Raw genomic sequence first — 15,051 nt, forward strand, 5'->3', positions numbered from 1 at the left:
TCTCTAAGAGATATTCTTCTCTTAGGTTTCTATCAAAACCCAAAAAAAGATATTCATCATCAAGTGAATGCAGTGTATGGTGAAATCATCAATGAAGGTAAAAAGAAAAATTGGCTGTGTGGTCATGAACATTGTGAAAAACCTAGCGCTTACTCGCATGAACTTTCAGAAAAATCGGTTCTGATACACCTCGCCGATTGTGATAATAAAGCATTCGTTTTAAAACGCGATCTAAAAAATAATTCATTCTTTTTTTCTTTTTGTAATAAACACATACGTGATATTACAAACTTTCCAGGTTACTGTAGCGAACACGACCAAAAATTATTTCATTTTTTAGATCAGCCAAGTAGTGAAATAAATTTAGAATACGTTAATTTGCAAGCCTTGAAAATGTTGAAATATAGATTATTCAGCCTTGAAAAAGATCTTCGTTTGACAAAAGGTATTATTTTACAACTTTCAAGTATAGTTACTAATCATACAGATGATGAGGTTTATATTGAAGCCATTAGAATAAAGCTTAATGACATGCAGGAAAAATCAATGATTATTGCTGACACTATAGAAAAATCTGAAATTTTCTATGGTAAACTATTGAGTGGGATTCGAACAAAGGAGTTCGTTATTGAGTATGACGAAATTCCATGTGAAAAAAAAGGGTGGGTGTTTAGTCAATCATATGATGGTGATGCAGATGGTTGCTCAGAAAGGATTTTTTCATTTATATTCAAGGTGGATACTAACTCTCGTCCTGTGTTGATTCACGCGTGGAATAAAAGTGCATTGCAAGATGAACAGGATAAATATCTTATTACGCAAGATGAAATAATTAAATTTATATTGCTTAGTAAGGAAAAGCTTGTCTTTTCCGCTAAATTTTTGACGAATTTAGATGATGCATATTTGCAGTTTTTACTTGGTGATGAAGAGATTTTTAATTATAGTGAAAGCCCGATCCATCGATTGCTGTTTAAAAATATCCTCCTGAGTAATAATTAGTTCGTCATTTACTTAGGGTTATATATTAAATAATCCTCATTAAATCTATCTGAGGTAGTAATCATACTTGATGATTTGGAGTATTAAAAACTGGTTAAGGATAATTTTGAAATATGTTTAGTCAAATTGTCATGAACGAAGTTACTTACTTTAATTTTTTCTAACTCCTCGGGGGGAAAGATCTTATGAATTTTTTGTTACTCGGGGCTGGAGCATCAAAAGCTTATTCTGATAGTCCTACAGGCGTGAAAATGCCTATTGCAAGGGATTTTTTCTCTACATTTTGTCATTTGGAGGTCTCATCCAATCCATGGGTTCTTATAGATGGTTTAATGGATTTTATTGTAAGAGTTAAAGAAGAAAATCCAAGTGAATTCTTTTCAAAGGATATTGACATAGAGGAGTTATACACTGAAATAGAAGAAAATCTAAATTTATATATAGGTAAAGAGGCTACTATAGATAGAATAAGAGCTTTCAAGTCTTACACCCAGCTAATATTCATATTTTCTTCAGTAATAAATTCAATTCAAAATGGTCCAGTATCACGCCCTCACTCCTCTTTAGCAAAAATATTATCCCATCACGATATGATTGCTACTTTCAATTGGGATACCCTAATGGATCGTGCTTTAAATGTTGAAACGGATTGGAATACTGATGTTGGATATGGATTCCTACCTAAAAGTATATATCGTAATGGATGGGTGGCTCCAAATGATACAAATTTGAATGCGCCACAACTAATTAAGTTACATGGCTCTGTAAATTGGTTAAGTAGTCATCCAATGAGCCCTGAAAAGGATATAGTGCTAACGCAGGAATCTGCACCAGATACTGTATGGGTCTATGAAAATACCATTGAACCTTATCCATGTTTCGCTGGGAGATATTCAGCAGGTTATGAGGATTTCTCTTATGGATATTATCCACCAAATATACTAGATGATCGTGGTAGGATGGTTGATAATGGACATTTTTTAGTTCGTACCAGAATGAAATTACCTTGGGTTCCTGAGGGGATTGCGAGTGATAGAGGTCTAGTATCCATTCCATTGATAATCCCTCCGGTAAAAATAAAAAATTACCATGGATATGGGGCTTTATTTGATGGCCTGTGGGATAATGCTAAAAAAGGAATTGAAAGAGCAGATCATATCATTATTATTGGGTATTCTTTCCCTAGAACAGATTTAAAAAGTAACCAACTTTTTGTTGATGCATTTATGAATAGGAAAAACATTCCTTATGTTACTATATTGGATCCTCAACCAGAGAAAGTCGCCGATAAGTTTCGACTGGAATTTGGTATACCGAATTCTCACTTGAGAGTTATCAAGGGTTATTTTTCTGATGAAACTGATATTTGTAACTTGTTGACTTTTATGGGGTGGAATTAATATTTTTTCTGGTTGTTTCAGTTAGCATGAAAATTGCGTTTCATGATGATATGTAAATAGCCGTCAGATATTTATCAGCGCTACTGATAGTGCAAAATATCTAAGTCGTCAGCTATTTAGATAATATATCTTTAATTAGTTTTATGCCAAGCTACCACAGGCTATGTACGCCCTTGCTTAAAACTGGTTCTTAGATTGAACAGTGCAATACGTTTAGGCTAAGAAGTGTTATTACTGATAAATCATTTTATGAAGGAGTGGAGAGTGGGGGATTCTAGTAACGGTAAGAAGTGAAAGATAAAGAAGAGCTTGTTGCAGGTGGACGGACTAGTGGAGATCCCCATGTGACTGGTGGAGGGCATATGTTGTCAGGTTTCCCCGCTTGCTAACGGGGATTTCCCCACTTTATTCCCCGCGACAAAATCACGTTAAGATCAGCGGATTAAGGCGAAATGATAATTCCCCCGTTTCCCCCGTATTTTCTACTTCATTATGAATAATCTGAGAGAAAGGGACCGTAGAAAGACCGTAGCTGTGAGGTAAGGAAAGGCATACCAGAGGATGTTGATACGTCTAAAAGTAACGAAGATCTGCGAAAAAGGTGAGAAATCCAGCAAACAAATAACCTGTTGCAACGACCAGAAATCTACCGTAGCCAGAAAAGGAAAAGCCCCGCTTTGCAGCGAGGCCTTATGAATAGTGGTGCCCGGACTCGGAATCGAACCAAGGACACGGGGATTTTCAATCCCCTGCTCTACCGACTGAGCTATCCGGGCAACGGGGCGCATTAAACCCGATCTGCCCGTTGCCGTCAACGAAAAATGTTGTTTTCGTTACAGACTGCGCAATCTCTCGCCATTTCGCCGCACTCTTAAGCGAAAAAGTGCGTCCAGAGCGCAGAAAGCGGCATGGCGAGCAGCAATGCGGGCAGCATATTCACCACCGCAAACATCTTGATCCCGCAAATACGTAGGCCCGTCGCCAGCAGCAGCAGGCCGCCGACGGCGGTGAAGTCCGCCATCATCGCCGGCGTGGTCAGCGGAAGAATCAAGGTGGCGCAGGTGGCGAGTGCCAGCTGAATAAGCAGCATCGGCACGGAAATCGCGGCAACGGCAATGCCGAGCGTGGTGGCGAAAATGGTGGCGGTGAAGAAGTCGAGAAACGCTTTTGCAATCAATATGCTCGGGTCGCCCGTCATCCCTTCCTGCATCGAACCGAAAATCCCGGTGCCGCTGGCGCAAAACAGAATAATGATGGCGACGTAGTTCTGAATAAACGACTCGTGCGTGCCGTGCTTCGCCTTGCCCGGACGGGCAATCAGGTTTTTGGCTTTGCCTACCGCGCTATTGATGCCTTTTTCCAGGTAGCAAAACTCGCCAATCAGCGCGCCGAGCAGGGTGGCCAGCACCATGACGGGCAGGTTGGCGCATTTGATCACTAAAAGGATGCCGATGCCTAAGGATGCCAGGCCGAATATAGAGGGCATGGATGAGCGGATACGCTCCGGCAGCCGCTGACTCAACACTGCGCCCAGTACGCCGCCCAGCAATACGGCTCCGGCGTTAATAAATGGCCCGATAACCACGGTTAACTCCTGTTATTTACTCATTGATATTGCATTATTATGGCACGTCAGGCCAGCGCGGGCCTTAGCTTTGGGTGGTTTCGTGCATACTGATTCCTTCTTGCGCCTCAAAATAAAAGGTGACATGATTGCGCGAATTTTCTCCTTCCTGTCTCACCGTTCGGTGAGGGTATTTGCGCTTATGAAAACCATGAAAATTGCCGTCAGCCATGAGCTGGTATCCAAAGTTTCTACGCACCGTGAAAAGGTGACGCTGGATAACACCGATTTCACCGATGTGGCGGCAGTCGTCATTACGGTGGTTGAAAGCTACAGCGGCATTCTCGCATTGCTGAAGCGTACGGGCTTTCAGCTACCGGTGTTTATGTTCTCGCAAGAGCCTGGAGAGATGCCTGATGGCGTCACGGCGATTATCTCGGGTAAAGCTCAGGAGTTTCTGGAACTGGAGAGCGCCGCCTGCCGTTACGAAGAGGATCTGCTGCCGCCTTTTTTCGACACCCTGAGCCAGTACGTGGAGATGGGCAACAGCACCTTCGCCTGTCCGGGCCACCAGCACGGGGCATTTTTCAAAAAACACCCGGCAGGGCGACAGTTCTATGATTTCTTCGGTGAGAACGTGTTTCGCGCCGACATGTGCAACGCCGACGTTAAGCTGGGCGATCTGCTGATCCACGAAGGCTCCGCCAAGCACGCGCAAAAGTTCGCGGCGAAAGTGTTCAACGCGGACAAAACCTACTTTGTGCTGAACGGTACGTCAGCGGCCAACAAGGTGGTGACCAACGCGCTGCTGACGCGCGGCGACCTGGTGCTGTTCGACCGCAACAACCATAAATCTAACCACCACGGGGCGCTGATCCAGGCGGGCGCCACGCCGGTGTATCTTGAGGCAGCGCGAAATCCGTTTGGCTTTATTGGCGGGATTGACGAGCACTGCTTTAATGACGCGTATCTTCGGAACCTGATCCGCGAGGCTGCGCCGGAGAAGGCCGACGAGGCCCGCCCGTTCCGCCTGGCGATCATCCAGCTTGGCACCTACGACGGGACGATCTACAACGCTCGCCAGGTGATCGACAAGATCGGCCATCTGTGTGACTACATTCTCTTTGACTCCGCCTGGGTGGGCTACGAGCAGTTTATTCCGATGATGGCGGAAACGTCCCCGCTCTTGCTGGAGCTGAACGAGAACGATCCGGGCATTTTCGTGACCCAGTCGGTGCATAAGCAGCAGGCCGGGTTCTCGCAAACGTCGCAGATCCATAAAAAGGATAACCACATTCGCGGCCAGGCGCGCTTCTGCCCGCACAAGCGGCTGAACAACGCGTTTATGCTGCACGCCTCCACCAGCCCGTTTTATCCGCTGTTCGCGGCGCTGGACGTGAACGCCAAAATCCACGAAGGGGAGAGCGGGCGCAGGCTGTGGGCGGAGTGCGTCGAGCTGGGCATTGAGGCGCGCAAGGCTATCATTGCCAACTGCCATATGATCAAACCGTTTATCCCGCCGGTGGTGGCGGGGCGGCCGTGGCAGGATCATCCGACTCACGCTATCGCCAGCGAGCTTCGCTTCTTCAGCTTCGAGCCGGGGGCCAAATGGCACGGGTTTGAAGGCTATGCGAGCGAGCAGTACTTTGTCGACCCGTGCAAGCTGCTGCTGACCACGCCGGGCATTGATGCCGAAACCGGGGAGTACACGGATTTCGGTATCCCGGCGACGATTCTGGCGCACTACCTGCGTGAAAACGGCATCGTGCCGGAGAAGTGCGATCTCAACTCGATCCTGTTCCTGCTGACGCCTGCCGAAAGCAGCGAGAAGCTGGCGCAGCTGGTGGCGATGCTGGGCCAGTTTGAGCAGCATATTGAAGACGACACGCCGCTGGCGGACGTGCTGCCGACGATCTTTCAGAAATACCCGGTGCGCTACCGGGATTACACGCTCCGCCAGCTGTGCCAGGAGATGCACGATCTCTACGTCAGCTTTGACGTGAAGGATCTGCAGAAGGCGATGTTCCGCAAGGAGAGCCTGCCTGCGGTGGTGATGAACCCGCAGGATGCGAACCGGGCCTATATTCGCGGAGAGGTGGAGCTGGTGCGCATACGGGATGCCGCAGGGCGCATTGCTGCTGAAGGGGCGCTGCCCTATCCGCCGGGCGTGCTGTGCGTGGTGCCGGGTGAAGTCTGGAGCGGGGCGGTACAGCGCTACTTCCTGGCGCTGGAGGAGGGCATCAACCTCCTGCCGGGCTTCTCGCCGGAATTGCAGGGCGTGTACAGCGAGAAGGATGCCGACGGGATCAAGCGGCTGTATGGGTATGTGTTGAAGTAGTGTGGGCCGTTGCCCCTCACCCTAACCCTCTCCCCAAAGGGGAGAGGGGATGGCACGGAGCCGTCTTTTCACCCTCGCCCCTTTGGGGAGAGGGCCGGGGTGAGGGGATTAAGCCGCACTACGCTTGTACATCCTCCTCGGGTGCCCAATCTTGCCGTACAGCATCTCCACGCTCAGAAAACCCGTTTCCACGCAGTGTTCCAGATAGCGCCGGGTGGTGGTTTTACTCAATCCCGTCTCGCTTACCACTTCATCTACCGAAAAGCAGTGGGTTGCCTTGGCGTTAAACAGCGCCTGAACCCGCGCCAGCGTATTCTCCTCAATGCCCTTGCTGCCGCTGTCCTGGCGGTAGTTTTTCGCCTGTAGCTGATAGAGCGAATCGACGTTCTGCTGGTCGACAATCTTCCAGACCCGCTGCTGTTCGGCAAACTGCACAAAGCGCTCCAGCGACTGGCTGAGCCGCTTCCAGGAGACCGGCTTGAGGATATAGTCAAACGCGCCGTTGCGAATCGCCTGGCTGCAGGTGTCCATATCGCTGGCGGCGGTGATGAAAATCACCGAGCAGTTGGCGCGGGTCAGCATCGGGTTACTGATAAGGGTGATGCCTTTGCCGTCAGGCAGATAGTTATCCAGCAGCATCAGCTGCGGCTGTTTACTCTCAAGCTGAACCTGCGCGTCGGCCAGCGACGAGGCAATCCCGACCAGCCGCAGGCGCGGATGTTTACTTATCAGCTCCGCGTGCAGCTGTGCCAGTTCGTTCTCGTCTTCAACAATCAGTACGTCGATAAGTTCATGTTGCATAGTCGGTATCTTCCAGTTGCCGGACGGTTCCCGAGGCCGGGATAAACAGTGAGAAAATGGCACCGTGCGGCGTGTTATCGGCAACTTCTATTGTGCCGCCAGCCTGCGTGACGTAGCTTTCGATCAGATACAGGCCAATCCCGTGATCGCCCCGCGTTTTGGTGGTGATGCCGCGTTCAAAGATCCGGTCACGGATCGCCGGTGTAATGCCAACGCCCTGGTCGGCCACTTCAATAATCAGCTCCTGCTCGCTGAGTTTTATCAGCACTTCCACCGGCGCATGGGGAAGCGGCGACCGCTGCGTCGCTTCGATGGCGTTATCCAGCAGGTTGCCAATAATCGAAATCAGCTCTTGCTCCCCCAGCGGCAGGAACGGTTTGTCCAGCCGACACGCCGGATCGAAACTCAGCTCGACGCCTTTCTCCCGCGCGCGGGCGGCTTTCCCCAGCAGCAGCCCGCAAAGTGTCGGGGAACTAAAGCGGGAGGAGATAAAGTCCAGCAGCTCCTGGGCATGCTCCGACTGCGCCTGAATGTAGCCAATCGCTTCCTCATAGCGGCCCATATGCAGCAGGCCGGAGAGGGTGGTCATCCGGTTTAACTGCTCATGGCGCATAATGCGCAGGTTATCGACGTAGCGTTTTACCTGGCTGAGCTGGGCGCTCAGCGAGTCGATCTCGTTGCGATCGCGGAAGGTGATCACCCAGCCCTGCAGTGACCCCTCAAGCATGATGTGTACCCGGCTGGCAATGACCGTGAGATCGTTAAAGCGGCAAATCTCGTCATGGGTATCTTTCGCCAGCATCGTCTGCGTGTCGAAGAACGGGACCGGATCGATCACCTGGCTTATCAACTGCCCGCGCAGTTCCCGGGCCGGCTGGCTCAGGCCCAGCAGCTTGCGCGCCGCCTGGTTGATTACCTCTATGCGCCGTTCGTTATCAATGGCGATTACGCCTTCGTAGATGGACTCCATCATCGCCTTTTGCTGGCGCACCAGCAGGCCGATTTCTCGTGGCTCCAGGGAGAAGATCTGCTTCTTGATGCTGCGGGTAAAGAACCAGGAGAAGACAAAGAGGGCGATCAGCAGCAGCACGGCGGCAATCAGGATATTGACCACTTTACTGACGGTAATGGTGTCCAGGTAGCTGGTGAGATAGCCCACCGAAACAATGCCGACTACCTGCCCGGCGTCGTTGAAAATGGGCGCTTTACTGCGCAGCGAAATGCCCAGCCCGCCTTTACGAATGGTTGTCGTGCTCTTTCCATGCAGCACGGCTTCATTGTCGCCGCCGACCAGCGTCGTGCCCACCCTGTCGGCAAAGACGGAGTGAAAAAGATGCCGTCCCGTATTATCGCCAATGACAATAAAGCTGGCGTCGCTGTGCGCGGCCATTTTCTGCATAAAATCATGAATGGCGTTGATATCTTTTTGTTCAACTTCAGTACGCAATGACGGAATAAGCGCAATCTCTTCCGCCTGTATTTTGGCGCGCGCGCTCATTTCCTGATATAGCTGTTTTCCGACATCGGCATAATAATATCCGCCCAGCAGCGCAAAAAGCACTGAGAAAAAGGCAACCAGCGAAATAAACAGCTTAATCTGGAAAGAGACTTTCATAACTATCACGCAAAGTAGCGGCAAAGATCGTCAATATATCATCTTTTTTCATGCGGATGTCCGCTTTGCGGGAAACTTGTGATCCCTTGCACAGCAAGGGCTGTAAATGATTTATCCTGAAGGCTTAGGCTCTTCATGTCGCTAAGTTAAATGTTATTTGCTTGTTCAATTCAGAAAAGAAACCATAAAAACCACGATAATAAATAAGGCATAAATCACATTAAATAAAAGAAACCATTAAAACCATAGCTGCCATTAAAACTTCGCTTTTAATATGCCATTCCTCACATAAAGTAAGCCTTTGTGACTCTAAGCTGAACGCACAAAATAACTAAGGGGCTTATTATGAGCACAACTGACGATTCTTTCTCTGTTACCCACGACCCGATTGAAATTCAGCGGCCTTCGCTCAAGGAGCGCTGGTGGCATATTATGGATACCTGGAAAATCGGGATTATTCCTCTGCCGCTGTTCGTTCTGGCGGGCGCGCTGATTGCGATTGACTGCCTGGGCGGAAAGCTGCCGAGCGACATCGTGGTGATGGTCGCGACGCTGGCCTTCTTCGGCTTTGCCTGCGGCGAGTTTGGCAAACGCCTGCCGATTGTCGGCAAGCTCGGCGCGGCGGCGATTTGCGCCACCTTTATCCCTTCCGCGCTGGTCTATTACGGCCTGCTGCCGGACGTGGTGGTCGAGTCCACCACTAAGTTCTACAAATCCACCAACATTCTCTATCTCTACATCTGCTGCATTATTGTCGGCAGCATCATGAGCATGAACCGCACCGTGCTGATTCAGGGCTTCCTGCGCATCTTCTTCCCGATGCTGTGCGGAGAAATCGTCGGCATGCTGGTGGGGATGGGCGTCGGCCTGGCGCTGGGCCTTGAGCCGTTCCAGATCTTCTTCTTTATCATTCTGCCGATTATGGCGGGCGGCGTCGGGGAAGGGGCAATTCCGCTTTCCATCGGCTATGCCACCCTGCTGCACATGGACCAGGGCGTGGCGCTCGGCCGCGTGCTGCCGATGGTGATGCTCGGCGGCCTGACGGCAATCATTATCTCCGGCTGCCTGAACCAGCTCGGTAAACGCTACCCGCACCTGACCGGTGAAGGCCAGCTGATGCCTAACCGCGCGAATGCCGATGCCACCGTCTCGCAGCCAGCGTTTTCCGGCAAAGCGGACGTCACCACCATCGCCTCCGGCGCGCTGCTGGCGGTGCTGCTCTACATGCTCGGCATGCTCGGCCACAAGCTGATTGGCCTGCCTGCTCCGGTCGGCATGCTGTTTATGGCGGTGCTGGTGAAGCTCTGCAACGGCGCCTCTCCGCGCCTGCTGGAAGGCTCGCAGGTGGTGTACAAATTCTTCCAGACCTCGGTGACCTACCCGATTCTCTTCGCCGTTGGCGTGGCCATCACCCCGTGGCATGAACTGGTGGCGGCCTTCACCGTCAGCAACCTGCTGGTGATCGTCAGCACCGTCTCCGCGCTGGTGGCGACCGGCTTCTTCGTCGGCAAAAAGATTGGTATGCACCCGATTGACGTCGCCATCGTCTCCTGCTGCCAGAGCGGGCAGGGCGGTACCGGCGACGTGGCGATCCTGACCGCAGGCAACCGCATGAGCCTGATGCCGTTCGCCCAGATTGCAACCCGAATCGGCGGGGCGATTAACGTCTCTATTTCACTGCTGATTCTGGGTAACTTCCTCGTTTAAGTATTCAGGAAAGAACAATGAAACTCGCAAGCTTTTTATACCAGGGAAAACGCAGCTACGGCATCGTCCAGGCCGAAGGCGTGATTGATTTAGGCCGCCGTCTGGGCGACCGCTACGGCGACCTCAAGGCGCTGCTGCAGGGCAACGGGCTGGCGCTGGCCACCCGTTACCTGAACGACGCGGTGGACGTGCCGATGAGCGCCATCACCTTCTTGCCGGTGATCGTGCAGCCGGAAAAAATCCTCTGCGTGGGCATGAACTACGCCGACAAGCGCAAGGAGTTTGACCAGCACAACCCGGCCCCGACGCTGTTCGTCCGCTTCCCGGATTCACAAACCGGCCACAACGAGCCGGTGCTGAAGCCGCGCCACTCCAGCGAATTCGACTACGAAGGCGAGCTGGCGGTGATCATCGGGAAGGGCGGGGAGAACATCAGACGCGACGACGCCCTGCGCCACGTGGCGGGCTACAGCTGCTACATGGACGGCTCCGCCCGCGACTGGCAGCACACCTGGTTCACCGCCGGAAAAAACTGGCGCCAGACCGGGGCGTTTGGTCCGTGGATGGCGACGGCGGATGAGATCCCGGATCCGCACCAGCTTGCGATCCGCACCTGGCTGAACGGCCGCATGGTGCAGGAAGACAACACCAGCAGCATGATCCACAAGGTCGCGGAGCTGATCGAGTACATCAGCACCTTCACCCGCTTAAGCCCGGGCGACGTGATCATCACCGGATCTCCGGGCGGGGTGGGTAAAAAGCGTAACCCGCCGCTGTTTATGAAGGAGGGGGATCGCATTGAGGTGGAGATCGAGCATATCGGTCATCTGAGCAACGTGATCGTGGAAGCGCCAGCCGTCGGGCTTGCGGCGGCTCACTGAGAAAGGCGGCATGAACAGTCAACCCATCGATTTTCGCCACACCCTCGTGGCGAAACACCCGGAACGCTTAAGCCAGATCCGCTACCTGCTGGCAGACAGCGGCCTTGGCCTGGACAACGACATCACGCTGTTTGTCGAAGCCTGGTCCGGCGCGCAGCTGGTGGGTTGCGCAGGGCTTGCCGCCAACGTTATCAAGTGCGTGGCGGTCGACGAGCAGCTTCGCGGCGAGAACCTCAGCGCGCGGCTGCTGGCAGAGGTGGAAAATGCGGCGCTGGAGCGCGGCCATTTTCACCTCTTCCTCTGCACCCGTCCGTGCAATCGGGAGCGCTTTGCCCGCAGCGGCTTCTGGCCGATTGCCCAGAGCGGCAACAACGCGGTGCTGATGGAGAACACCCCGCAGGGTATCGAGCGCTACTGCCGTTCCCTGCGCGCGAAGCGCAGGTGCGGGGAGAACATTGGCGCGATAGTGATGAACGCCAATCCGTTCACCCTCGGCCACCGACATCTGGTGGAGCAGGCGGCGCAGCGGTGCGATGCCCTGCATCTGTTCGTGGTGCGTGAAGACGCGTCCTTCTTCCCGTTCAGCGCCCGTCTTGAGATGGTGCGCGCGGGCGTGGCGCATCTGCCAAACGTGGTGGTGCATGAAGGCTCGCAGTACATCATCTCCCGCGCCACCTTCCCGGCCTACTTCCTGAAGGAGACCGGCAAAGTGCAGCAGGCGTGGAGCGAGATCGACGTGCTGATCTTCCGGGACTTCATCGCCCCGGCGCTCGGCATCACCCACCGCTTCATCGGCTCGGAGCCGTTTTGCGATATCACCCGCCAGTACAACCAGACGCTGCACGACCTGCTGGCCTCGCACATCGAGGTGGTGGAAATGCCGCGCATCAAGGCCACCGGCAACGCTATTTCGGCGTCCGAAGTGCGCCGCTTACTGAAGACACAGCAGTTTTCCCGGATCCGGGAGATCGTCCCGGACTCCACCTTCGCGCATCTCGAAACGCATTATCGTGCGAGTGCGGAAGTCGCATAACTATCAGGAATTTATCATGAAAATTGTAAGGGAGGCGCTGGCCGGAACGCAGGAGTCCAGCGACCTGATGGTGAAAATCGCTCCCGCTCACGATGAGCTGGAGATTGTCATCCACAGTGAAGTGATTAAGCAGTTTGGCGAGCAGATTCGCCAGGTGGTCAACGACACGCTGTGCGCTATGAACGTGCGCCAGGGACTCATCATTATTGAAGACAAAGGGGCGCTGGACTGTGTGATCCGCGCCCGCCTGCAGAGCGCGCTTCTGCGCGCTGCCGATGAGCAGGCCATCAACTGGGGGGCGCTGAAATGAGCAAGCTCCGCCGCAGTATGCTGTTCCTGCCGGGCGCCAACGCCGCCATGCTCTCCACCGCGTTTATCTATCGCCCCGACTCCATCATGTTTGACCTTGAGGACGCCGTCGCCCTGCGCGAGAAGGATACCGCGCGCATGCTGGTGTTCCACGCGCTTCAGCACCCGATGTATCAGGATATCGAAACCGTGGTACGCATTAACCCTCTGAGCACGCCGTTTGGCCTGCTGGATCTGGAGGCGGCCGTGCGCGCGGGCGTGGACGTTATTCGTCTGCCGAAAACCGACACGCCGGACGACATCTACGAGCTGGAAGGCCACCTTGAGCGCATTGAGCGCGAGTGCGGCCGGGCGGTTGGCTCCACTCGCGTGATGGCAGCGATTGAGTCAGCCGTTGGCGTCATCAACGCCGTGGCGATTGCCCGCAGCTCTGTGCGCCTCATCGGCATTGCGCTGGCCGCCTTTGACTACGTGATGGACATGCAGACCGAGCGCGGCGACGGCACCGAGCTGTTCTACGCCCGCTGCGCCGTGCTGCACGCCGCCCGCGCGGCGGGCATCGACGCGTTCGACGTGGTGTGGTCAGACGTTAACGACGAGGCCGGGTTCCTGCGCGAGGTCGATCTGATCCGCAAGATGGGCTTCAACGGCAAATCGCTGATTAACCCGCGCCAGATTGACCTGCTGCACAACGCCTACGCCCCGACTCAGGAAGAGGTGGATCACGCCAAAAGGGTGATTGAGGCGGCAGAAGAGGGCGAGCGTAACGGCCTGGGCGTGGTGTCGCTCAACGGCAAAATGGTGGATGCACCGATTATTAACCACGCGCAGGTGGTGCTGGAGCGCGCGGCGGCCTCCGGCGTGCGTCGGTAAGGATGAGATGATGAATCAGACAGAACTTCTTCACGTGAATTTTCCCCATCTGCGAGACTTAAAACCCTTTGATACCGCCCACAGCGCCACGCCGTGGCTGGCGGACAGCGACGCGAAGCATAGCCGCAAGCTCTGCGCCTCCATTGAAGAGGCGGTTAAGCGCTGCGGCCTGCGGGACGGAATGACCATCTCCTTCCACCACGCGTTTCGCGAAGGCGACCGGGTGATCAACACCGTCGTGGCGCTGCTGGCGCGAATGGGATTCAAAAACCTGACGCTGGCCTCCAGTTCGCTGATGACCTGCAACGACGCGCTGATCGAGCATATCGAAAGCGGCGTCATCACCCGGATTTACACCTCGGGCATGCGCGGCAGGCTGGCGGACGCCATCTCCCACGGGCTGATGGACGAGCCGGTGCAGATTCACTCCCACGGCGGGCGCGTGAAGCTGCTTCAGGACGGCGAGCTGAATATCGACGTGGCGTTTCTCGGCGTGCCGTGCAGCGATGAGTTTGGCAACGCCAACGGGACGCACGGTAAATCGTGCTGCGGTTCCCTGGGCTACGCGATGGTGGACGCGCACTTTGCCCGCAAGGTGGTACTGCTGACCGAAGAGCTGGTGCCGTTCCCCAATATGCCCGCCAGCCTGGTGCAGGACCAGGTGGACTACATCGTGCAGGTGGAGAGCGTGGGCGACCCGGCGAAAATCAGCGTCGGCGCGGCGCGCGTCACCAGCAACCCGCGCGAGCTGATGATTGCCCGCTATGCGGCGGACGTGATTGAACACTCCGGCTACTTCAAACCGGGCTTCTCGATGCAGACCGGCTCCGGCGCGGCGGCCACCGCCTGCACCCGCTTTATGGAAGAGAAGATGGAGCGCAGCGGCGTGAAGGCGCGCTTTGCGCTCGGCGGCATCACCGGCAGCCTGGTGGATCTGCACGAGAAGGGGCTCATTGAAAAGCTGCTCGACACCCAGTGCTTTGACGGCCAGGCGGCGGCCTCGCTGGCGCGCAACCCGGACCACGTGGAGATCTCCACCAACGTTTACGCCAACCCCGGCAGCAAGGCGGCAAGCTGCGACCAGCTCGACGTGGTGATCCTCAGCGCCCTCGAAATCGACGTTGATTTCAACGTTAACGTTATTACCGGCTCCGACGGCGTGATGCGCGGCGCGTCCGGCGGACACTGCGACGTGGCCGCCGCGGCAAACCTGACCATCGTCGTCGCGCCGCTGCTGCGAAGCCGCATTCCGACGGTCGTGAAGCGGGTTACCACGCGGCTTACGCCAGGCGAAAGCATCGACGTGCTGGTTACCGATCACGGCATTGCGGTCAACCCGGCGCGCCCGGAGATCCGCGAGCGTCTGCTGAAGGCCGGGCTGAAGGTTGTGGACATCAGCGCGCTCTACGAGCGGGCAATTTCCCTGACCGGCGTACCAAAACCGATTGAATTTACAGACAAAATCGTCGGGGTGATCCGCTACCGCGACGGCAGCGTGATCGACACTGTGCGACAGGTAAAGGAGTGA

Annotated in this window: 12 protein-coding genes and 1 tRNA gene; 9 read left to right on the top strand and 4 right to left on the bottom strand. The window is 54.3% G+C overall.

Annotated features, from left to right (window positions below):
• Both USG84_RS10565 and USG84_RS10570 read left to right on the top strand, forming a co-directional pair.
• On the top strand, window positions 1–1,002 hold a 1,002-nt coding region (locus USG84_RS10565), incomplete at its 5' end, for a hypothetical protein (protein ID WP_320738260.1).
• 185 nt (window positions 1,003–1,187) lie between these two features.
• Window positions 1,188–2,402, top strand: a complete 1,215-nt coding sequence (locus USG84_RS10570; protein ID WP_253543280.1) for an SIR2 family protein — start codon at window positions 1,188–1,190, stop codon at window positions 2,400–2,402.
• 700 nt (window positions 2,403–3,102) lie between these two features.
• On the opposite strand, the gene USG84_RS10575 is transcribed toward USG84_RS10570, so the two are convergent.
• Window positions 3,103–3,178 (bottom strand) — tRNA-Phe (locus USG84_RS10575).
• A 95-nt stretch (window positions 3,179–3,273) separates the two neighbouring features.
• Window positions 3,274–3,987 (bottom strand): DUF554 domain-containing protein, encoded by a 714-nt coding sequence (locus USG84_RS10580; protein ID WP_151412647.1) that lies wholly within the window; start codon window positions 3,985–3,987, stop codon window positions 3,274–3,276.
• Between the two features lie 181 nt (window positions 3,988–4,168).
• Between USG84_RS10580 and USG84_RS10585 the strand changes: the two genes are divergently transcribed.
• Complete coding sequence (locus tag USG84_RS10585) at window positions 4,169–6,304, top strand: ornithine decarboxylase (RefSeq protein ID WP_320738261.1); 2,136 nt, start codon at window positions 4,169–4,171, stop codon at window positions 6,302–6,304.
• A 108-nt stretch (window positions 6,305–6,412) separates the two neighbouring features.
• Here the strand turns inward: USG84_RS10585 and USG84_RS10590 are convergent, their stop codons facing one another.
• Window positions 6,413–7,105: a response regulator gene (locus USG84_RS10590; RefSeq protein WP_151412646.1), complete on the bottom strand. Its 693-nt coding sequence runs from the start codon at window positions 7,103–7,105 to the stop codon at window positions 6,413–6,415.
• Complete coding sequence (locus tag USG84_RS10595; protein WP_253543278.1) at window positions 7,095–8,720, bottom strand: ATP-binding protein; 1,626 nt, start codon at window positions 8,718–8,720, stop codon at window positions 7,095–7,097. Before USG84_RS10595 ends, USG84_RS10590 begins: the two co-directional genes overlap by 11 nt.
• A 345-nt stretch (window positions 8,721–9,065) precedes the next feature.
• On the opposite strand from USG84_RS10595, the gene USG84_RS10600 reads away from it, so the two are divergent.
• From USG84_RS10600 to citF, 6 genes are read left to right on the top strand one after another with little or no spacing between them, the layout of a single operon-like run.
• Window positions 9,066–10,427, top strand: a complete 1,362-nt coding sequence (locus tag USG84_RS10600; protein WP_023333366.1) for a 2-hydroxycarboxylate transporter family protein — start codon at window positions 9,066–9,068, stop codon at window positions 10,425–10,427.
• Window positions 10,428–10,444: 17 nt separating this feature from the next.
• Window positions 10,445–11,308, top strand: coding sequence for a fumarylacetoacetate hydrolase family protein (locus tag USG84_RS10605; protein ID WP_151412645.1), 864 nt, complete (start codon window positions 10,445–10,447; stop codon window positions 11,306–11,308).
• Window positions 11,309–11,318: 10 nt separating this feature from the next.
• Complete coding sequence (gene citC / locus USG84_RS10610) at window positions 11,319–12,341, top strand: [citrate (pro-3S)-lyase] ligase (protein WP_253543277.1); 1,023 nt, start codon at window positions 11,319–11,321, stop codon at window positions 12,339–12,341.
• Window positions 12,342–12,357: 16 nt separating this feature from the next.
• On the top strand, window positions 12,358–12,651 hold the full coding sequence (citD, locus tag USG84_RS10615; RefSeq protein ID WP_061097093.1) for a citrate lyase acyl carrier protein: 294 nt from the start codon (window positions 12,358–12,360) through the stop codon (window positions 12,649–12,651).
• Complete coding sequence (gene citE / locus USG84_RS10620; RefSeq protein WP_253543276.1) at window positions 12,648–13,523, top strand: citrate (pro-3S)-lyase subunit beta; 876 nt, start codon at window positions 12,648–12,650, stop codon at window positions 13,521–13,523. Before citD ends, citE begins: the two co-directional genes overlap by 4 nt.
• Before the next feature lie 10 nt (window positions 13,524–13,533).
• Window positions 13,534–15,051, top strand: coding sequence for a citrate lyase subunit alpha (gene citF / locus USG84_RS10625; protein WP_320738290.1), 1,518 nt, complete (start codon window positions 13,534–13,536; stop codon window positions 15,049–15,051).

The sequence above is a fragment of the Enterobacter sp. 168J2 genome, from assembly GCF_034107265.1.
GTDB lineage: Bacteria > Pseudomonadota > Gammaproteobacteria > Enterobacterales > Enterobacteriaceae > Enterobacter > Enterobacter nematophilus.